We start from the raw sequence: 20,351 nt of genomic DNA, 5'->3' as shown, positions 1-20,351 counted from the left end.
AAGATGACCGTCACGCCCTCCAGCATCGAGCAGGTCATCCCCGGCCAGGGCGCCATGGCCCAGCCGTCGGCGCAGCCGGCCGGCAAGAAGGCCAAGCGCAAGCGGTTCCGGTTCATCGCCAACGGCAAGGCCGCCACCGGCCTGGTCATCCTGGCCATCTACGTGCTGTTCGCGATCATCGGCCCGTGGGTCGCCCCCTACGACCCGGACAAGATCACCCCGGACGTGCTGCAGGCACCCAGCGCCAGGCACTGGTTCGGCACCTCGCACCTCGGCCAGGACATCTTCAGCCAGATCCTGGCCGGCACCCGCAGCGTCGTGCTCGTCGGCGCGATCGCCGGGATCGTCGCCACGATCCTGTCGGTCCTCGTCGGCGTCACCGCCGGCTACCTCGGCGGCCTCGCCGACGAGTTCCTGTCGGTGCTGTCCAACGTGTTCCTGGTCATCCCGGCGCTGCTGCTGATCATCATCATCTGCACGTCGCTGCCGAAGGTGAACGACGTCACCGTCGCGCTCGTCATCGGGGCCACGACCTGGTCCTGGGGCAGCCGCGTGCTGCGCGCCCAGACGCTGTCGCTGCGCCGCCGCGACTACGTCGAGGCCGCCCGGGCCACCGGCGAGAAGACCTGGCGGATCATCTTCTTCGAGGTCATGCCGAACCTCACCGCGATCATCGCCTCCGGCTTCGTCGGCACCGTCATCTTCGCCGTGCTCTCGGAGATCACACTCGCGTTCATCGGCATCTCCTCGGTGTCGTCGTGGAACTGGGGCACGATCCTGTTCTGGGCCCAGGGCCAGCAGGCCCTCGCCCAGGGCGCCTGGTGGTGGTTCGTCCCCGCGGGCCTGGCCATCGCCATCCTCGGCACGGCCCTGAGCCTGGTCAACTTCGGCATCGACGAGTTCGTCAGCCCGCGGCTGCGCACCTCCGGCACGGGCCGGGCCCGCACCGCGAGCGGCGACAAGATCCGGATGAAGGTCGGCTTCACCCCCGTCGTGCGCCCCGCCGAGCCGCCGGCGAAGATCGAGATCAGGGACGGTGCCACGCGATGAGCCAGGTCCTCGCCCGGCCGCTGCTGGAGATCAAGAACCTCGACGTCGACTACGGCCTCGGCGACGAGGCGGTGCACGCCGTGCGCGACGTCAACCTGACCATCCACCGCGGCGAGGTCGTCGGCCTCGCCGGGGAGAGCGGCAGCGGCAAGTCGACCCTCGCCTACGGCGTGACCCGGCTGCTGCCCCCGCCCGGGGTCGTCGCCGGCGGCACCGTCACCTACCACCCCGGCAGCGGCGACCCGTTCGACGTGCTCAGCCTCTCCGACGCCCAGCTGCGCAAGTTCCGCTGGGCCGAGACGTCGATCGTGTTCCAGGGCGCGATGAACTCGCTCAACCCCGTGCACAAGATCGACATCCAGATGATGGACGCGATCAAGGCGCACGAACCCGGCGTGGGCAAGTCCGCCCGGCTCGAGCGGGCCAAGGAGATGCTGCGCCTGGTCGGGATCGCCGAAGACCGCCTCGACGCGTACCCGCACCAGCTCTCCGGCGGCATGCGCCAGCGCGTCATGATCGGCATGGCGCTGGCCCTGCAACCGCAGCTGGTCATCATGGACGAGCCGACCACCGCCCTCGACGTGGTCATGCAGCGGCAGATCCTCGGCCAGCTCGTCGAGCTGCGCGAACGCCTGGGCTTCTCGGTGCTGTTCATCACCCACGACCTGTCGCTGCTGGTCGAGTTCAGCGACCGGATCGCGATCATGTACGGCGGGCGGATCGTCGAGGAGGCCCCGTCCGCCGACATCTACCGCGAACCCATGCACCCGTACAGCAGCGGCCTGCTGCGCTCGTTCCCCGCCCTGCGCGGCGAGCGGCGCGAACTGGCCGGCATCCCCGGCTCTCCGCCGGACCTGCGCGGCATGCCCAGCGGCTGCGCGTTCCACCCGCGCTGCCCGAAGCGGTTCGAGCCGTGCGACCAGCAGATCCCGATCCTGGGCAAGCCCGACGACCACGTCGGGCGGGCCCGCACGGTGGCCTGCCACCTGCACCCGGTCACCGCCGGGTAGCCGCGCGCCGCCGCACACCATCCAGCGAGAACCCCAGGAGAACCATGGACACGACCGCGACGCCCCTCGATCGAACCAACCCGATCGCCACGCTGCCACCCTCGTTCCGCTGGGGTGTGGCGACCTCGGCCTACCAGATCGAGGGCGCGGTCGACGAGGGCGGGCGCACCCGGTCCATCTGGGACACGTTCTGCGAGGTGCCCGACGCGATCGACAAGGGCGACACCGGCGAGGTCGCCTGCGAGCACTACCACCGCATGCCGCAGGACGTGGCGCTCATCCGCGACCTCGGCGTCGACCTGTACCGCTTCTCCGTGGCCTGGCCGCGCGTGCAGCCACGCGGCCGGGGCCCGGTCAACCCCGAGGGCATCGGCTTCTACGACCGGCTCACCGACGAGCTGCTGGCCAATGGCATCGAGCCGTGGCTGACCCTGTACCACTGGGACCTGCCCCAGGAGCTCGAGGACGCCGGCGGCTGGCCGAACCGCGACACCGCGTACCGCTTCGCCGACTACAGCATGATGGTCTTCGACGCGCTCAAGGACCGCATCAAGACCTGGACCACCCTGAACGAGCCCTGGTGCTCGGCGATGCTCGGCTACGCCTACGGCACCCACGCCCCCGGCCGGCGCGACTTCGCCGCCAGCATGCGGGCCGTGCACCACCTGCTGCTCGGCCACGGCCTGGCCACCCAGCGGATGCGGGAGGCCGGCGACGGCGGCCACGAGTTCGGCATCACGCTGAACATGGGCGTGTCCACCCCGCAGACCGACTCCGCCGCCGACCGCGACGCGGCCCGCCGCGCCGACGCCCTCGGCACCCGCATCTACCTCGACCCCCTCGTGCACGGCCGCTACCCGGCCGACCTCGTCGAGGACCTGGCCCGGCGGGGCATCGAGCTGCCGGTGCAGGCCGGCGACCTCGAGGTGATCAAGACGCCGCTGGACGTGCTCGGCGTCAACTACTACTTCTCCGAGACCGTCTCCGGCGTCGACGAGGACGGCAACGACACCGACGCCCACGGCCTGCCCGTCAGCCGGGTCATCCCGACCGGCCGGCCGATCACCGCGATGGGCTGGGAGATCGTCCCGGAGGGCTTCACCCAGCTGCTCGTACGCCTGCACGCCGACTACGGCCTGCCGATCTACGTCACCGAGAACGGCTCCGCCTTCGACGACGTGCCCGACGAGACCGGCTACGTCGACGACGAGGACCGGGTCGGCTACTTCGACTCGCACATCGGCGCCGTCGCCCTCGCGCGCCAGCAGGGTGCGGACATCCGCGGCTACTTCGCGTGGTCGCTGATGGACAACTTCGAGTGGGCGTACGGCTACGACAAGCGCTTCGGCATCATCCGCGTCGACTACGACACCCAGCAGCGCACCCCGAAGCGCTCGGCGTACTGGTACCGCGACACGATCCGGGCCCTGCGCAGCTGACATATTCCCAGGTGGCCCCGCTCTGTGCGAACATGTGTTCGTGTCGGGCGGGGCTTGCATTCTGCACGCCGACCTGGACGCGTTCTACGCGTCGGTCGAGCAGCGTGACGACCCCCGCCTGCGCGGCCGCCCGGTGATCGTCGGCGGCGGCGTGGTGCTGGCCTGCAGCTACGAGGCCAAGCGCCGCGGCGTGCGGACCGCGATGGGCGCCCGCCAGGCCCGCGCCGTGTGCCCGGAGGCGATCGTGGTCCCGCCCCGGATGGGCGCGTACTCGGCCGCCTCGAAGGCCGTCTTCGAGATCTTCCGCGACACCACGCCCGTGGTCGAGGGCCTGTCCATCGACGAGGCGTTCCTCGACGTCGGCGGGCTACGAAGGATCGCCGGCGAGCCGCTGGGCATCGCCGAGCGGCTGCGCGCCCGGGTCCGCGCCGAGGTCGGCCTGGCCATCACCGTCGGCGTCGCCCGCACGAAGTTCCTCGCCAAGGTGGCCAGCGGCGTCGCCAAGCCCGACGGGCTGCTGCTGGTGCCGCCCGCCGACGAGCTCACCTTCCTGCACCGCCTCCCCGTCGAACGCCTGTGGGGTGTGGGGACCGTGACCGCGGCGAAGCTGCACGCCCACCGCGTGACGACGGTCGGCCAGGTCGCCCGCCTCGGCGAGGCGACCCTGGTCTCGATGCTCGGCGAGGCCCAGGGCCGCCACCTGCACGCCCTGGCCCACAACCGCGACCCGCGCCCGGTCGTGGCGGGCCGGCGCCGCCGCTCGATCGGCGCCCAGCGCGCCCTGGGCCGCGGCCCCCACCCCCCCCGTTCCAGGAGGCGGTCCTGGCCGAGCTGACGGACCGCGTCACCCGCCGCCTGCGCGCGGCCGGCCGCACCGGCCGCACGGTGGTCCTGCGCCTGCGCTTCGCCGACTTCACCCGCGTGACCCGCTCCCACACCCTGCCCAGGCCGACGTCGCACACCCGGACGATCCTGGACGCGGTGCTGCGCCTGCACGCCGAGGCCGGGTCCGACATCGCGGGCCGCGGCCTGACCCTGGTCGGCCTGGCCGTGGCCAACCTCGACGACGACGGCTCCCGCCAGCTGGAACTGCCCTTCGACGTCACCTCGGGCGACGAGCTGGACACCGCTCTGGACCGGGTCCGGGACCGCTTCGGCTCGGCGGCGCTGACCCGCGCGTCGCTGCTGGGCCGCCGCCAGGGCCCGACGGTCCCGCTGCTGCCGGACTGAGGCATGCCGGGGGAGCCGGGGCGTGGGCCGATCAGGCCCGGTCACCCTCACCCGCAGCTTGCTCAACGCCCCCGACACGTTCCTTCGCCACCTGCCGGCGCTAGCGATGATCTTGGCTCTGGGTCCGGGGGCGGGGGTCCACTTTGGGGTGTGAGGGGTCGTAGGTTGTCCGGCTCGCAGCCCGTCCCCACGCGATCCTGGCCATACAGGTCGACGACATCGAGCTTGGCGACCGGCGCCCGTGCATCGCCGGAAGGGTACGGCCACTGGACGACCTCACCCGCGACATCCTGATCGACTGGATGGAGTACCGGCGTGCCCGCTGGCCCACCACCGCGACCCCAGCGCACCGCGCCGGACGACCGGCCCGCCAGCAAGGTCTGGCTCACCCAGGGCCTACGCGGACCAAGCGGCCACCCTGGAACGGCTGCGTGTGGACCGCCAACTCGATGAGGCCATCACCCGAGGCCCGCACCCACTGCACCTGGCCAACGTGTTCGGCCTCGACGACAAGACCACCATCCGCTACGCCGACGCGGCCAAGCACATCCTGCAGACAACAACCGAGCAGCATGCCCGTTTGGGCGTACAGGTCCACGTACACAGCCAGGTACACGCTGACTGCGCAGATCGGCGAGGGCGCGGGTGCTGGCGTCGCGCTCGTCATCGCCTGGTGGCTGCCGCACCGGTCACTGTCGAAGGCATAATTGTCGGTCGTGGATCTCGACCGGATCGCCGCACTCATCGGATCGCCACCCGCCGACGTGCCACCCGTCGACTGGGCCGACGTCCAGACCCGGCTCGGGATGCCGCTGCCGGCTGATTTCCGTGCCTTCGCCGCCGCTTACGGACCGATCGACCTCGGCGAGTACCTGTGGATCTGGTCACCGGCCGGCAGCGAGGTGCCGTACCACGTCCGCAACGTGGGCTGGCTGCGCGCGAGCCGCGACGCGAACCCCAGCTCGGCGCCGTACCGGTTCTGGCCCGAACCGCGGGGACTGCTGTGGTGGGCGAGTAGCCGCGCTGGCGACGACTTCTTCTGGGACCCGTCCGGCTCCGACAACCCGGACACCTGGCCGGTCGTCGCCCGCTTCGCCCACCACCGCTGGCGCCGGTTCGACCTGACTATGACCGACCTGGTGACGGCCTTGGTCACCGAGGGCATCGACTGGAGCCCCGGGCACCGCACGGGTCCGCTGGCGGCGCGCTACGGCCCCGACCTCAGTCTCGAACGGCCGCGTCCGACGCCGGTCGAGCCGCTCACGCCGACACGGGACGGGCTGGATCGACTGCGCGCTGCGCTGCCAGCGTCCACAGCGACCCAGGACCGCGCCGATGCCTGGGTCGATGTCCAGGCTCCGGCCGACTACCGGGAGCTGCTCGACGTGTCCGGGCCCGGGACGCTCGGCGGTGTGCTGCGCCTGCTGGCGCCGGGCGGGCCGGACGGGTTCGAACTCGTCGCCGAGCACACCGCCGCCGCCGCGGTGCTCACCGATCCGCCAGCCGGCCTGCACCCAGACCCGCCCGGGATGCGGCTGTGGGGCCGGATGGCCACCGGCGAGACGCTGTGGTGGCTGCCGGCCTGGTACACCGCCGACCATTGGCCGGTCGTGGTGATCGGCACCGGCTGGCAGCGGATCGACCTGCCCACGACCACGTTCCTGGCCGAATGGCTCGACGGGCGGATGGATCTGCCGGTCCTTGATCCGGCGGCGTCCGCCGGGACGACACTGTGGACACCAGCCGCCGACGGGGTGCCACCGGCGCCGCCACCGTCAAACCGCCGACGCGATCCGCTCGCCCTGCTCGCCACGCTGCTCGGCCCGCCCGACCCCAACGAGATCGACTGGTCCGACACGGAGCGCGAACTCGGCCGCCGGCTACCCACCGACTACAAGCGGCTGGTCGCCGGCTACGGCGAGACCATCCTGGACGGGCTGTCTCTCGGCGACCCGGCCGAGCACACGCAGTGGTTCATCGACCTGCTCGACGACGACGAACAGCCGCCGTTCCCGGTGGTCATGTGCGGCGGCACCGAAGGCCGCGACCTGATCGGCTGGAACGCCACCAACGCAGACCCCGACGCCTGGACGGTCGTCGTGGAACGGGCTGGAGAACTGGAGCCGTTCGACGGCACACTCACCGAGTTCGTCATCGCGGTGGCCACCGGACGGGTGGACCTCCTCGGCACCACGCCGAGCGGACCCCGGTTGCGCCCGTGACCCCGGCTGCTGCGGCTTACTGCCGGCTCCGGGCTCGGCCGCGCTTGTCGCGGCCACAACCGGGCGCCGCGCAGCCAATCTAACTGCGACTGACGTATACGCAGAGCGACGCTCGCAGCCGGGCCAGCGCACACGGTGTGCTCCGTCCGACGTGCGGGTCGGACGGAGCACACAGTTGGGCGTTACGTCACCACCAGAGCCACTGGGCGCTGTAGCGATGCTGCCGGATGGTGGGAATCGTGTCGACACTCCCGTCGCCGCGATATTCCTGGGCAGCGTTTCGGCATGAGACTCGCGCTGCCTGACGTTCTCTGCTGGTCCAGACGTGGTAGACAAACCACTTTGGCGGACCGCCGCCACCAACGAGACGTCGTAGGCCGGTCCGCGGATGATGCGGACCGTCCTTGTCTGTACGAGACATGTTGACCCCTTCCGGGGCCGCAACTGCGGCCACCTAGAGGGGGTGGAACGCTGCACTCAATGCCGTACGGAGGTCCGCAACCACGACTCGCAGGATAGACCACGCCACCCGCGCCGTGGCGCAATGCCAAGATCACGTGCACTGTATTCGGCAGAACAGGAAGCCTTGGCCTCGCCGAGCCAGTCACCGTCTGTGACGAGCACTGGCCGGCCGCCCTGCGCTCACGGCGGCACTGCGGGTGACCGCCTCGACACCGTCCATGCTGTGTATACGGCGTTCATCGGGGCCATGTCGGGTCGGGTGTTCTCGTCCACTCTCACGGCGGTCTCGCTGGGCTGGGGCTGGCGACAGGCCGCCCGGACGTGCCCTGCCTCGGGGGCGGGGCACGCGTTACGGGGTGGGGCCGTTGTCGCGTGCCGCGATGGCCAAGGCGATGAACTCACGGAACTCGGCGAACTGCTCGGCGGTCATGTTCCACCGGCGCCCGCCCGTGATGTCGTTCTCGCCGTACGCACGCCCCAGGCGAACTTTGAATCCGTCGCGGTGTGGCTGTCCGTCGATCCGCAGGAACGCCACGTGGTATCGCAGGCTCTCCTCAGTATCCCGATGAAAGATCTCCAGCACCCGGCCGTCCAGCACCATGATCTGGTTGTCGAATGAGAACTCCGTCGCCATGTTCCTACCTCGGGCCATTCGCCGACCGGTGGCCGACGACACCTGGGCGACGATAGACGGCTGAAACCGCGAGGAGAAGCGCGGCTCACGGATAGAGATCAAATCGGCTGACCCAGGAGCCTTGCAGCGCCTTCCGCACGTCCGGACGCGGAGGCCCCATCGATCAGGTGAGCAATCATCGACAGAGGTGGATGCAAGGTGGCCGCCTCTGCCGATCGCCGCCTACACGCGCGGTTACCGCGTTGTCCCGTGTCGATCTCCACATACGCCATGCGGACGATGACGCCGGCTGGCCGATCCCCGCCTTCGGTCTGTAGGCCAAGCTGTTCGTAACTGCCCAGTCGGCCAGGGCGCTGTGCGCCGCCGACCCGGACCGGAGCGCATCAGCCGTTCGTGGCCAAGCCAGCTGGTTATCGCCTGCGGGCGGTCACCCGGCCGGCTTGAACCAGGTGATGGGCGCCGACGGCCAGCGCGCTTTATTCTCAGCGTCGGTTAGGGTTCCGTCCACTCGCCGTCAGTGAGGAAGCGATCGATCACCTCGGTGTACGGGTTCGGGTCGAGCTTCTTCTCGTGGGTCCAGGCGTCGTCGTAGTAGGTGCTGCGGTAGGCGGCGGCACCGTCGCAGATCAGCGTGGCGATACTTCCCGTTTCACCGCGCTGGCGCATGCCGTGGGCGATGCGCAGGGCACCCCAGAGATTAGTGCCGGTCGACGGGCCGACTGACCAGCCAGTGGTAGCTGCAAGATGACGCATGGCGGCGAGGCTCGCCGCGTCGGGTACGGGGATCATGAGATCGACGACCGTGGGCAGAAACGCCGGTTCGACACGGGGTCGGCCGATGCCTTCGATCCGTGACGGCATCCCGGTTCCGTATCCCGGATAGTCGGTGACCCAGCTGGGCCAGTAAGCGGAGTTCTCCGGGTCCACCACCGCAAGTTGCGTGGGATACCCGTGATAGCGCAGGTGGCGGCCCAGGGTCGCGCTGGTCGTCCCGGTGCCGGCGCCCACAACAGCCCACACCGGCGGCCTACCTTCGCGCGTGATCACCTGTGCGGTCAGGGTGGCACCGACACTGTCGAAGCTGCGCCAGTCCTCGATATGCGCCGTGGACGTCAGGTGGTCGAGGTAGTGGCCGCCGAGTTCCGCCGCGAGCCTGGCGGCCTCGTCGTAGATGGCGACGGGCGGGTCGAACAGGTGGCAGCGGCCACCGAATCGCTCGATTCGCTCCCGTTTCGCCGGTGGCGTCTTGCCCGGCACGACGGTAACGAAGGGCAATCCCAGCTTTGCCGCGAAGTAGGCGGTGGCAACCGCCGTGTTGCCCGCCGTCGCCTCGACCACGGTTGTTCCTTCGCCGATGTCGCCGCGGGCGACCGCGTCTTCTATCAGCCGACGGACCAAGCGGTGCTTGAGGCTTCCGGTAGGACGCTGTGACTCATCCTGAAAGTACAGCGAGATGCCCCACGGCGCCGGAAGCGGGTAGCAGCGTAGTGGTACCGGTGTCTCCGCGGCCGCCTCGACACGCAACCGCGCCAACGCCTGCTGCGCCCACAGCCGTGCGTCGGCGTGGGTCGGACCGTCCGGATCGTTCATTGCGCCCCCGTCACAACAGGCCAAGGTGCCGTCCAAGCACTCATCTCATCAGTCCGAACCGGCACCCCAGCAATGCACGCTTCTCGGCTGCGGATGCTCGGCGCGGGCTGCGGCCCATGTCTTGGCCGTGACAGATCTCAACCCCGGATCCCGGCCGTGCCGGATGGATCGCATTCCCGTGGCGCGTACGGTATTGTTTCCGTATGGACTACGGAAATGGGGTGGACGCGTGGCCGCCGAACGCAGTGGCGGGGGAGACGCCGCCAAGACCATCGCACTGCTGTGGCGCAAGCCGCCGGAGCCGAAGCTCGGGCGCAAGCCGAAGATGAGCGTCGACCAGATCGTCACCGCGGCGATCGCGGTGGCCGACGGCGAGGGGCTCGGCGCGATGTCGATGGCCCGCGTGGCGCAGGAGCTGGGCGTCGGCACGATGTCGCTCTACACGCACGTGCCCGGCAAGACCGAGCTGATCGATCTGATGGCCGACGGGGTGCTGCGGGAACGCGATCTCGTGGCGGCCGGCACCTGGCGGGACCGGATCAGGCATTACGCGGACCGCACGCGGGCGGTGTACCACGCGCACCCGTGGATGCGGGACGTGTCGATGGTGCGCCCGCCGCTCGGGCCGGGGCTGATGGACGGGGAGGAGTTCGTGCTCGCCGCGCTCACGGACGCCGGGCTGGAACCGAAGCAGGTCACGGTGGCGCACGCGGCGATCGAGGGGTTCGTGCACGGGGCGGCGGCGTCCGAAGTGGACGATCAACAGTTGGAGGAGGCCACCGGCGAGTCCGGTGATTCCTGGTGGCGTGCGCGGCAGATGTTCTGGGACGACTACTTCGACGTGGAGCGGTACCCGGTGATGACGAGCCTGTGGCATGCGCGGGCCTATGACGCCGAGGGCACGCTCGCCGACTCCGCGCGGAGGTCGTTCGACTACGGGCTGGACAAGTTGCTGGACGGAATCGAAGGGGGCTTGCGATGACGATCCTGGTGACCGGAGCGACCGGCAACGTCGGACGCCACGTGGTGCGCGGACTCGCCGAGGCCGGTGCGCGGGTGCGGGCGATGACGCGCGATCCGGGCAAGGCGACGTTTCCCGAGGGCGTCGAGGTGGTGCGCGGCGACCTCGACGACCCGCACGGCATCCCGTTCGAGGGGGTGGAGAAGCTGTACCTGTTCGTGCACTCGCCGACCGTGCGCAACGTCGTGGACCTCGCGGTGCAGGCCGGGGTGCGGCGGATCGTGGTGTTGTCGTCCGGTGCGGTGACCCACGGCTACGACACCGGGCATCACCTGCCGGTCGAGCAGGCGGTCGAGGCGTCCGGGGTGGAGTGGACGCACGTGCGGCCGGGTGAGTTCGCGATGAACAAGATCGACCTGTGGGGGCCGTCGATCCGCGCGGACAGCACGATCGTGCACCCGGACCCGGACGAGTTCGGCCAGCTGATCCACGAGCAGGACATCGCCGAGGTGGCCGTGGCGGCGTTGCTGGACGACGGGCACGCGGGCAAGGCGTACACGCTGACCGGCCCGGCGCAGGTGACCCAGCGCGCGATGGCCGCCGCCATCGGCGAGGCGATCGGCCGCGAACTGCAGTTCGTGACGGTGTCGGCGCAGGAGGCGCTCGCCTACTACGTGAGCCTCGGCTGGCCGGAGGAGTTCGCCCGCTACATCCTCGGCCTCGGCGGCTACGGGGACGGTGAGGCGGGCGACTTCTCCGACTACCAGTTCACCGTCTCGCCGGACTTCGAAGCGGTGACCGGCAAGCCGTACCGGACGTTCGCGCAGTGGGCGCGCGATCACGCGGCCGACTTCACCAGGTGACGCTGATCGCGACCACCTCGACGGCACGCTGGGCGATGACAAGACGCTGTCCCAGCGCGAGCTCGCCGCGCTGAAGCCGGCCACCGGGGCGGGGCCGAGGTCGTCTTCGTGACGGCCCGGCCTCCCTCGGTTCGCCGACACGCTCACCGGCCTCGGGGTTCGCCGTGGAGACCGGGCGTCGCCTCAAGCCCGAGCCGGGCTGCACGCTCCGTACGCCCGAGGACGCCGGCCAGCATCGCAGGCAATCCGCCCCGACGGGCCCGGTTAGTTCCTAGTGTCCTAGGACGCCATACGCGCGCCAGGGTTACCGACGGTCGACGACCTCGTGTGGCCGCTGACCGTCAGCCGGTATCCCCGCGGGCCTGGACATCCATCAGCTGCGCGATGCCCACGCCACCAGAGTGTTCATCGTTCGTTCTCGACAGGCTTGGGCGAGCGCACTCCCGCTTCGGTCCGGGGACCAGGGTAAACGCCCGACTCGAACCTTATTCCTAGCATCCTAGGACGCGATACACGACGTGGCTTCGCCACGTCTGAAAAGCCAATTCCTAGCCGCTGCGCGGCTGACTTTCGTTTTTCCGTGCCGTCCGCCGGCTAGTTCGCGCTCGGTGTGGGGGATGGCGAGCGTGTGACCTGGGCCTGGCAGGCGACGACCGCGTCCAGGTGCCAGCCGAGGGACTTGGTGGCGCGGAAGGTGAGGACGGCGACGGTTTGGGCCTTGCGGTCGAAGCCGATGTCGATGCGCTCGTCGCTGTCGAAGAGGCGGTGTTTGCCTGCGATGAGGTCGGGGTTGCGGGCTCGGGCCCAGGCGTCGGCGAGCTCGTCGGGGGTGCGGGTCTCGCGGGTGGTGGGTTCGGCGGTGGCCTGGGCGCCGGCGATCTCGGTGCCCTGGGTGCAGTGCAGCTGGGCGGCGGGGTTGAAGCGGGCGGCGTCGCGGTTGCCGGCCCAGTTGACGTAGGTGACGAGCGCCGCGGCGGCGAGGGCGATGCCCAGGAGTCTGAGGATGGTGCGGCGCACCTACTCAGCGTGCTCTTTTCGCCACCAGTCGGCGCCGGTTTTGGGCAAGGTGTCGATGGGGTCGTAGTAGGGGTAGGTGCGGTCGAGTTGGGTGGCGTCGTCTTCGATGCTGGTGCGGTAGTTCTTGGTCCAGTAGCTGATGCCGCGTTCGCGGTCGTATTCGGTGACCATGTGGACCCAGCGTTTGCCGACGTAGGGGACGTCGCAGACGATGCGGGGGGTGGCGTAGCCGGGCAGGTAGCCCATGATGTCGTGCTGGAGTTGCTGGGCCTGCCAGACGGCGACGCGCCAGTGTTCGGCGTTGGGGATCATGTCGCACATGTAGAAGTAGTACGGCAGGATGCCGGCTTCGCCTTGGAGGGCGAAGCAGAGGTCGAGCAGGTCGGTGGTGGTGGCGTTGACGCCGCGTAGGAGGACGCCCTGGTTGCGTACGTCGCGGACGCCGACCTGCAGGGCGGTGTGGGCGGCTTGGGCGACGAGTGGGGTGAGGGATTGGGCGTGGTTGACGTGGGTGTGGATGGCGAGGTTGACGCCGCGGCGGGCGGCGGTGCGGGCGACGCGTTCGAGGCCTTCGACGACGGTGGGTTGCAGCCAGTGCTGGGGGAGGCCGGCGAGGGCTTTGGTGGCGAGGCGGATGTCGCGGATGGTGTCGATGGCGAGGAGGGCCATGAGGAAGGTCTCGAGTTGGTGCCAGGGGATGTTGGCGACGTCGCCGCCGGAGACGACGATGTCGCGGACGCCGGGGTGGGTGCGTAGGTAGTCGAGGATGGCGGTTTGGCGGTCGGTGGGTTTGGTGGTGAGTTTGAGTTTGGTGACGGTGGGGGTGTTGTTGCCGACGAGGTCCATGCGGGTGCAGTGGCCGCAGTATTGGGGGCAGGTGGCGAGGAGTTCGGCGAGGACTTTGGTGGGGTAGCGGTGGGTGAGTCCTTCGGCGACCCACATGTCGTGTTCGTGGAGTGAGTCGCGGGTGGCGTAGGGGTGGCTGGGCCATTGGGGGTGGCGGTCGGTGGCGAGGGGGAGCATGTAGTGGCGGATGGGGTCGTTGCGGAGGGTGTCGTCGGTGGGTGGGTTGCCGGGGACCATGGTGTTGATCATCTGGGGTGGGATGAGCATGGACATGGTGGCGTGGTGGGTCTGGTCGGTGGCGAGGTCGTCGTAGAAGGCGTCGGTGACGGTGGTGCCGAGGACGGCGCGGAGCTGGTTGATGTTCTTGATGCAGTGGGCGCGTTGCCATTGGGCGTTTTCCCACTGGTCGCGGGTGACGTCGGCCCAGCCGGGGTAGCGGCGCCAGTCGGGTTCTTGGAGTGCGTGGCGTTGGTAGGCGTATGGCTGCACGGTCCGCTCCCCTCAAGTTTTCCGTCGTAATCGCAGACTATCGGGAAATCTTCCGTTGTACGACCCATGAGACGGAAGATCTGCCGCCTGTGGTCTGATTTCGTGCGATTGCGGTCCGGTGAGGCCGCTGCATACGGTGGCGGGGCGAGTCTGTCGGCGGCGCGGCCGGGTGCGGCGGGCGGGCCGGTGGTGGCGGAGCTAATAGGTCCGTCCGATATCCAGCCGGACATCATCCACGCTGACGCCCAGGGCCAGTCGCTGCCGGTGTTCGGGCTGACCGCGCCGCTGGGGTTCGAGTTGCTGCCGCGCATCCGCAACCAGGTGATCGACACGATCACGCTGCTTCGGGTACCTGTCCGAGCCGGAACTGCGGGAGCAGATCACGGCGATCACCAACAAGGCCGAGGCGCTCCACGGCTACTCCGAATGGCTGTGGTCGGCGGTAAACTGATCGGCCACAACGACCCGACCACCAGGAGCTCGTGGTCAAGTTCAACGAGCTGATGGCCAGCTGCGCGTTGTACTCCACCGCGCTGGGCATCACCGACGCCGCGGACGCGCTGGCCGCCGAGGGCAACCCGGTCGATCACGACGACCTGGTACTCCACCTCAACCCGCCCGACGCGATCCCCACCACCCGGCTGGCTCGAACCCCGCGTCCCGCGTCCTGTTCCCCTGGGGCCCCGTTGCCTGACCAGTCGCGGGCTTATTCCGCGCCTCCTGCCAATTCCTCGTACAACCCGGCCATTGCGGTGTGGTCGTCGTCGGAACCGGTGTGCGGAGCGGCGAACCAGCGCGCGTATTCGGCGATCTCGGAAAGCCGCCAGTCCAGCGCGAACAGTTCGACCATTGCGGGGTCGGGGAGCAAGTGGTCTGCCGCGGCGAGCAGGTCGGCGTAGTCTCGTTCGGGCGGTGCGAGTGCCAGTGACTCCCAGTCAACCAGCCTTAACCCGTGGGCGGTCATGACCTGATTGTCGTTGTGCGGCTCGCCGTGTGTCGGCACCCATGAGTCGCGGCGGGAGAGTGCTATTTCCGCCAGTTCCAGGTAGCGGTCCGTCCAGGACCTGATCGCATCGTCGTGTGCGGCAAGGGCGACCCGTGCCTGCTCCGCCAATGGGCCGCTGGTCCAGGGCTTGGCGGTGCGAGCTCGCAAATCATCCGCGAATTCGGGGCCGACCTGCGCAGTCCAAGACCGCAGGCCGTCGGGTGGGGTAGCGCGATGCAGCGCGGCCAGCGCGAGAACGACCTCGCGGACGTGCCGGGGCTCGCGGGCCTCTGCCTCGGTCGGGCTCCGGCCGTGCAGCCACGGCGTCACGCTGAGTGCGCCGGCGCCGACGTCGACGGTGAATCGCCCGGACCGGGCGGGCAACGGCGCGCACGCCACGTCCAGACCGGAGGCGGCCAGTGCGGCAGCCCCAGCGTAGGAAGCCTCCAGGGAGGTTGCGGTGTGCCGGGGCTCCAACTGGTCCAAGGTCACGAACAGCGTGGTGGTGTCCTCGCCGGTTGCACGCCAATGGTGCGCGCCGAAACCCCAAGGCAGGTAGCTGATGTCGGCAATCTCGGGCAGCCAGTGCGTAGCGACCTCATGCGCGATCGCCTCGTCGCTGATGGAGGAGGGACGGGACAGCACAAGACCCGATTCTAGGAAGCACGCGGAGACACATGCATGGGGTTTTCGCTGCACGGTGGGCACGCCGAGCAAGGCGCACGCCCCGCGCTGCTGGGCGGTCCTGGGTGTTTGCGAGATGAGGCGGCTCCGCCGAACTGACCGCGCTCGCCGGCGACCTTCACCGCGTACGGCATCGCCCTGGAAATGCTCGCCGGACCGCTCGCTGGAATCTTCGACCCGTCCGGCACCGGGCGGGTGCTGTTCGCGTTCTTCGCCGCGTTGGCCGAGACCGGACGCGAGAACGTCCGCGAAGCCACCCTGGAGGGGCTGAACGGGAAACCACGGTGGCCGGCCCCCGGTGCTCACCGAGGACGTGTTGCATACCGTGCTTCGCCGCCGTGCCCACGGTGAATCTTTCGAGGGCGTCCGCCCGGACCTGACTATCCCCACCGGCGAGCGTGGAGGGCAGAAAACCCGAGCCGGCTGGCAGCTACCGGGCACTGGCCGAGCGCGACGAGAGACAGCGCTACCCCGAAGGCGTTCGCTGCCTTCCAGGTCCGTACCTGGCCAGCATCGGCGCGGGCCACGGCAGGGTTTCTGTCCGGCCCCTGCGGGCTGGGTGCGAGTGTGTCGTTGCTGGGGGCAGGTGGTGATGGCGGTGGTGATCGGGCTGGTGGAGTATGTCCTGGAGACTTCGGGTGCTTGAAAGATATCCTGTATTCAAGTTAGGGTGCCGGAAAATCTTCGGTGCTTGTGGGGTGGTGCGGGAAGAATGGGTTCGCCGATCGGGTTGCATCGGGTTCTCGCCCCGGCCGGGGTGTTGCCGCAGGCCGCGGACGTGCTCGACGCGTCGCCGGTGATCGCTGACGACGAGGTGCGGGTGCGGGTGGAGCGGCTCAACCTCGACGCCGCCTCGTACCGGCAGCTCGCCGGTGAGCATGGTGGCGACGGGGACCGGATCCGGGCGGCGGTGGCGGGGATCATCGCGGCGCGGGGGAAGATGCACAATCCGGTCACCGGCTCCGGCGGGATGCTCATCGGCACCGTCGAGGAGGCCGGGCCGGCCTCGCCGCTCGGGCTGGCCGCCGGTGACCGGGTCGCGACGCTGGTGTCGCTGACCCTCACGCCGCTGGCGGTCAGTGACGGGCTGCGGCGGTGGGACGGTCTCGGTGAGCAGGTGCCGTGCGACGGGCATGCGATCCTGTTCGCCCGGTCGGTGGCTGCGGTGCTGCCAGGTGACCTTGACCCGCGGCTGGCTCTGGCGGTGCTGGACGTGTGCGGGGCGCCGGCGCTCGTTGCCCGCGAGCTGCGGCGGGTGCCGGCTCCGGCGCGGGTGCTGGTGCTGGGGGCGGCTGGGAAGTCGGGCAGTCTCGCGCTGGCCGCGGCGCGGCAGGCGGGGGCGGATACCGTCGGTGTTGTGCGGGACGGGCGGGAACGGGACCTGCTGGCGGGGACCGGGCTGGCCGGTGCGGTGGTGGTCGCGGACGCGCGGGACGCGGTGGGGCTCGCCGCCGCCGTTGGTGAGCCGGCCGCGCTGACGGTGGTGTGTGTCGATGTGCCCGGCTGTGAGCATGCCGCGATCCTGGCCACCGCGGCTGGTGGCACCGTCGTGTTCTTCTCGATGGCCACGTCGTTCCCGGCGGCGGCGCTGGGCGCTGAGGGGCTGGCCGCCGATGTGACGATGCTCATCGGGAACGGCTTCGTGCCCGGCCACGCCGCCTATGCCTTGGATCTGCTGCGATCCGACAGCGGTGTGCGGCGGCTGTTCAGCGGGCGGCTCGCGCCGGGGTTGGCAGACTGGGCGCCATGAAGACCCTCTACCGTGGTGGCCGCGTGCATACCCCGGCCGACCCTTTTGCCACTGCGTTGCTTACCGACGGCGACCGGATCGCCTGGCTGGGCCCGGACGCCGACGCCCCTGTCGGCGCGGATCGGGTCGTCGAGCTGGGCGGGGCGCTGGTCGCGCCCGCGTTCGTCGACGCGCACGTGCACATCACCGCGACCGGGTTGACCCTCACCGGTCTGGATCTGGCCGGGGCGTCCTCGGCGGGGCAGGTGCTGGACGCGGTCGCGGCGTACGTGGCGGGGTTGCCGGGTGACGCGGTGGTGATCGGGCACGGCTGGGACGAGTCCGGGTGGGTCGATCAGGCCACGCCGAGTGCGGCGGAGCTCGATCGGGCCGGCGGGGGCCGGGCGGTGTATCTGTCGCGGGCGTGTGTGCACGCCGCGCTGGTGTCCACGGCGCTGATCACCGATCGGGTGCGGGCGGCGGCCGGGTATGACGGTGGCGGCTGGTTGCGCCGTGACGCCCATCATGTGGTGCGGGAGGCGGCGTTCGCGTCGATCGGTGCGGGGCAGGTGCGTGCCGCGCAGCGCACGGCGCTGCGGCACGCCGCGTCGCTGGGTGTCGCGTCGGTGCACGAGTGTGGCGGGCCGGGCACGTCCGGTGAGGACGACTTCGTCGCGGCGCTGGGGCATGGGCCGGGGTTTCCGCGGGTGTTCGGGTTGTGGGGGGAGGCCGGGGCGGCGGCGAAGGCGCGGGAGCTGGGGGCGGTCGGGGCGGCCGGGGATCTGTATGCCGACGGGGCGCTCGGGGCCCGCACCGCGCATCTGCTGCAGGACTACGCCGACGACGACGGTGTGTGCGGGCACGGGTATCTGAGCGCTGGTGAGGTCGCTGAGCATCTGGCCGGGTGTGTCGAGCAGGGGGTGCAGGGCGGGTTCCATGCGATCGGTGACCGGGCTGTGGCGACGGTCCTGGCGGGGTTCGGGCTGGCGGCTGCGCGGGTCGGGGTGGAGCGGCTGCGGGCCGGGCGGCATCGCATCGAGCACGCGGAGTTGCTGGACAAGGCGGCGATCGCGAAGTTCGTCGAGTTCGGTATCACCGCGTCGGTCCAGCCGGCGTTCGACCGGCTGTGGGGTGGGGAGCATGGCATGTATGCGCGGCGGCTCGGGGCGGCGCGGGCGATCGCGGCGAACCCGATCGGGTCGATGGCCGGGGTCGGGGTGCTGCTGGCGTTCGGCTCCGACAGTCCGGTGACGCCGTTGGATCCGTGGGGGTCGTGCCGGGCGGCGATGGGTCACCACAATCCGGTGCAGCGGATCGGGGCGAAGGCCGCGTTCGCCGCGCACACTCGTGGCGGGTGGCGGGCGGTGGGTGCCGACGGTGAGGGTGTGCTCAATCCGGGTGGGGCGGCGACGTTCACGGTTTGGGACACGACTGACACGCTCACTGGTGTGCTGGGTGGTGGGGACACTCCGGTGGCCCGGCGGACGGTCCTTGCCGGTACCGGTATCCATGACGGGGACTGAGCTTTGTGGAGGCGGCGGTGAGCGGGAAACTCGGCCTTGACGCGGCCGTGGTGCGCAGGGCGCGGCGGTTGGCGGCCGCTGCGGGCCGGCCGGTTGTGGAGTTGGCGAAGTCGCACACCACGGTTGCTGTGGAGCGGGCGACGCTGCGGCTGGCCGGGATTGTCGGCGCTGATCCGGACGGGATTCCGTGGGTGAACCGGCTTGTTGACGCGGTGGCTGCCGATGTGGGGCTGGGGCGGGGGGTGCTGCTGCCGGTGTTCGATGCGCTGATTCGTGACGGGCATGCGGATCTGACGTTGCTGGCGCAGAGGGCCGCTGCGGGCAGTGTGCGTTTTGGTGTACCGGATGCGGGGAAATCGGGGCGGGCCCGGCGGTCGGCGGCGGCGGCTGTGGCGCGCGGTGTGGCCCGTATCGACCGCCGTAGGCGGGAGCGGGAGCGGCTCGTGGCCCGGCACGGGGATCCGGTGCGCCGGCCGTGGATCTATTTGATCGTCGCCACCGGTGACATCCATGAGGATATTCCGCAGGCGCAGGCCGCTGCCCGGGCCGGTGCCGATGTCATCGCCGTGATTCGTTCCACCGGCCAGTCGCTGCTGGATTATGTGCCGGAGGGTGCGACTCGGGAGGGGTTCGCCGGCACCTATGCGACGCAGGAGAATTTCCGGTTGATGCGGGCGGCCTTGGACGTCACGTCGAAGGAGGTGGGGCGGTATGTGCGGCTGACGAATTACGCGTCGGGGCTGTGCATGCCGGAGATCGCGGTGCTGGCCGGGCTGGAGCGGCTGGACATGATGCTCAACGACTCGATGTACGGGATTTTGTTTCGGGACATCAACCCGATCCGTACGTTCGTCGACCAGCGGTTCTCGCGGCAGGTTCACGCCCGGGCCGGGATCATCATCAATACCGGTGAGGACAACTATCTCACCACTGCCGATGCTGTCGAGGCGGCGCACACGGTGACGGTGTCGCAGTTGCTCAACGAGTATTTCGCGAGGGAGGCGGGGTTGGCGACGTGGCAGTTGGGGCTCGGGCACGCGTTCGAGATCAACCCCGAGCTGCCGGAGTCGTTCCGGCTGGAGCTCGCGCATGCGTTGCTGGCGCGGGAGTTGTTCCCGGGTGCGCCGCTGAAGTGGATGCCGCCGACGAAACACATGACCGGGGATGTGTTCCGCGGCAATCTTCTCGACGGGTTCTTCAACCTCGCCGGGGTGTTGACCGGCCAGGGGATTCTGTTGGTGGGGATGATGACGGAGGCGGTCGTCACCCCGTGGCTGTCCGACCGGGACATCGCCCTGCAGAACGTGGGCTATGTGCTGCGCGCGGCGGGGAACCTGCACGAGGACTTCACGCCGGGCGGGTTCATCAAGGCCAGGGCGGCGGTCGTACTGCGTGAGGCGGTCGAGCTGCTGGAGCGGATCGGTGAGCAGGGGCTGCTCGAGGCGATCGCCGAGGGCACGTTCGGGATCATGCGCCGCCCGCCGGAGCGTGGCAAGGGCCTCGAGGGGGTCGCCCGGCGTGAGGACGGCTACTTCAACCCGGCTGAGCAGTTGCTGACGGGAGGCGGGCGGTGAGCGTGCCGGAGGTTGTGCGGCCGTACGGCGATACGTCCGGCGA

At 70.0% G+C, this 20,351-nt stretch carries 16 protein-coding genes and 1 pseudogene; 11 read left to right on the top strand and 6 right to left on the bottom strand.

Annotation, left to right across the window (positions count from 1 at the left end; translation table 11 throughout):
- The first annotated feature begins 3 nt into the window (after positions 1 to 3).
- The 4 genes and pseudogenes from ACQPY0_RS30815 to dinB all read left to right on the top strand — a co-directional run bounded on the left by ACQPY0_RS30815 (position 4) and on the right by dinB (position 4,729).
- The gene (locus ACQPY0_RS30815; RefSeq protein WP_432968090.1) at positions 4 to 1,050 is read left to right on the top strand and encodes an ABC transporter permease; all 1,047 of its coding nucleotides are present in this window, start codon (positions 4 to 6) and stop codon (positions 1,048 to 1,050) included.
- Positions 1,047 to 2,060 carry an ABC transporter ATP-binding protein gene (locus ACQPY0_RS30810; RefSeq protein ID WP_432968087.1) on the top strand — a complete coding sequence of 338 codons (1,014 nt, stop codon included), beginning with the start codon at positions 1,047 to 1,049 and terminating at the stop codon, positions 2,058 to 2,060. Before ACQPY0_RS30815 ends, ACQPY0_RS30810 begins: the two co-directional genes overlap by 4 nt.
- A gap of 44 nt (positions 2,061 to 2,104) precedes the next feature.
- Positions 2,105 to 3,499 (top strand): GH1 family beta-glucosidase, encoded by a 1,395-nt coding sequence (locus ACQPY0_RS30805; RefSeq protein WP_432968084.1) that lies wholly within the window; start codon positions 2,105 to 2,107, stop codon positions 3,497 to 3,499.
- 40 nt (positions 3,500 to 3,539) lie between these two features.
- Positions 3,540 to 4,729, top strand: a pseudogene (gene dinB, locus ACQPY0_RS30800) (DNA polymerase IV).
- A 385-nt stretch (positions 4,730 to 5,114) separates the two neighbouring features.
- Here dinB and ACQPY0_RS30795 read toward each other — a convergent pair.
- Entirely contained in the window at positions 5,115 to 5,474 is a 360-nt protein-coding gene (locus ACQPY0_RS30795) for a hypothetical protein (protein WP_432968081.1), read from the bottom strand.
- Between ACQPY0_RS30795 and ACQPY0_RS30790 the strand changes: the two genes are divergently transcribed.
- Positions 5,446 to 6,951, top strand: coding sequence for a hypothetical protein (locus tag ACQPY0_RS30790; protein WP_432968078.1), 1,506 nt, complete (start codon positions 5,446 to 5,448; stop codon positions 6,949 to 6,951). The two genes, ACQPY0_RS30795 and ACQPY0_RS30790, sit on opposite strands and share 29 nt — an antisense overlap.
- A gap of 811 nt (positions 6,952 to 7,762) precedes the next feature.
- Here the strand turns inward: ACQPY0_RS30790 and ACQPY0_RS30785 are convergent.
- Together ACQPY0_RS30785 and ACQPY0_RS30780 are read right to left on the bottom strand one after the other, a co-directional pair.
- A complete protein-coding gene (locus ACQPY0_RS30785; protein ID WP_432968075.1) occupies positions 7,763 to 8,047 on the bottom strand; it encodes a hypothetical protein in 285 nt (94 codons plus the stop codon).
- 492 nt (positions 8,048 to 8,539) lie between these two features.
- Complete coding sequence (locus tag ACQPY0_RS30780; protein ID WP_432968072.1) at positions 8,540 to 9,637, bottom strand: PLP-dependent cysteine synthase family protein; 1,098 nt, start codon at positions 9,635 to 9,637, stop codon at positions 8,540 to 8,542.
- A gap of 229 nt (positions 9,638 to 9,866) precedes the next feature.
- On the opposite strand from ACQPY0_RS30780, the gene ACQPY0_RS30775 reads away from it, so the two are divergent.
- Both ACQPY0_RS30775 and ACQPY0_RS30770 read left to right on the top strand, forming a co-directional pair.
- Positions 9,867 to 10,619 (top strand): TetR/AcrR family transcriptional regulator, encoded by a 753-nt coding sequence (locus tag ACQPY0_RS30775; protein ID WP_432968069.1) that lies wholly within the window; start codon positions 9,867 to 9,869, stop codon positions 10,617 to 10,619.
- Positions 10,616 to 11,461: an NAD(P)H-binding protein gene (locus tag ACQPY0_RS30770; RefSeq protein ID WP_432968066.1), complete on the top strand. Its 846-nt coding sequence runs from the start codon at positions 10,616 to 10,618 to the stop codon at positions 11,459 to 11,461. The genes ACQPY0_RS30775 and ACQPY0_RS30770 overlap by 4 nt, the downstream gene beginning before the upstream one ends.
- 594 nt (positions 11,462 to 12,055) lie before the next feature.
- Here ACQPY0_RS30770 and ACQPY0_RS30765 read toward each other — a convergent pair.
- Together ACQPY0_RS30765 and ACQPY0_RS30760 are read right to left on the bottom strand one after the other, a co-directional pair.
- Positions 12,056 to 12,478, bottom strand: coding sequence for a hypothetical protein (locus ACQPY0_RS30765; RefSeq protein ID WP_432968063.1), 423 nt, complete (start codon positions 12,476 to 12,478; stop codon positions 12,056 to 12,058).
- A complete protein-coding gene (locus tag ACQPY0_RS30760; RefSeq protein WP_432968060.1) occupies positions 12,479 to 13,813 on the bottom strand; it encodes a KamA family radical SAM protein in 1,335 nt (444 codons plus the stop codon). It lies immediately after the preceding gene.
- Between the two features lie 66 nt (positions 13,814 to 13,879).
- On the opposite strand from ACQPY0_RS30760, the gene ACQPY0_RS30755 reads away from it, so the two are divergent.
- Complete coding sequence (locus tag ACQPY0_RS30755) at positions 13,880 to 14,317, top strand: Tn3 family transposase (RefSeq protein WP_432968057.1); 438 nt, start codon at positions 13,880 to 13,882, stop codon at positions 14,315 to 14,317.
- A 202-nt stretch (positions 14,318 to 14,519) separates the two neighbouring features.
- On the opposite strand, the gene ACQPY0_RS30750 is transcribed toward ACQPY0_RS30755, so the two are convergent.
- Positions 14,520 to 15,443: a phosphotransferase gene (locus tag ACQPY0_RS30750; RefSeq protein WP_432968054.1), complete on the bottom strand. Its 924-nt coding sequence runs from the start codon at positions 15,441 to 15,443 to the stop codon at positions 14,520 to 14,522.
- Between the two features lie 751 nt (positions 15,444 to 16,194).
- On the opposite strand from ACQPY0_RS30750, the gene ACQPY0_RS30745 reads away from it, so the two are divergent.
- From ACQPY0_RS30745 to ACQPY0_RS30735, 3 genes are read left to right on the top strand one after another with little or no spacing between them, the layout of a single operon-like run.
- On the top strand, positions 16,195 to 17,232 hold the full coding sequence (locus ACQPY0_RS30745; protein ID WP_432968051.1) for a zinc-binding alcohol dehydrogenase: 1,038 nt from the start codon (positions 16,195 to 16,197) through the stop codon (positions 17,230 to 17,232).
- Positions 17,229 to 18,734 (top strand): amidohydrolase, encoded by a 1,506-nt coding sequence (locus tag ACQPY0_RS30740; protein WP_432968048.1) that lies wholly within the window; start codon positions 17,229 to 17,231, stop codon positions 18,732 to 18,734. The genes ACQPY0_RS30745 and ACQPY0_RS30740 overlap by 4 nt, the downstream gene beginning before the upstream one ends.
- 17 nt (positions 18,735 to 18,751) lie before the next feature.
- On the top strand, positions 18,752 to 20,308 hold the full coding sequence (locus ACQPY0_RS30735; RefSeq protein ID WP_432968045.1) for a lysine 5,6-aminomutase subunit alpha TIM-barrel domain-containing protein: 1,557 nt from the start codon (positions 18,752 to 18,754) through the stop codon (positions 20,306 to 20,308).
- The last annotated feature ends 43 nt before the right edge of the window (positions 20,309 to 20,351 follow it).

Source organism: Dactylosporangium sp. CA-233914, from assembly GCF_050942935.1.
Taxonomy (GTDB): Bacteria; Actinomycetota; Actinomycetes; order Mycobacteriales; family Micromonosporaceae; genus Dactylosporangium.
This window is presented reverse-complemented; position numbering and strand designations above follow the sequence as displayed.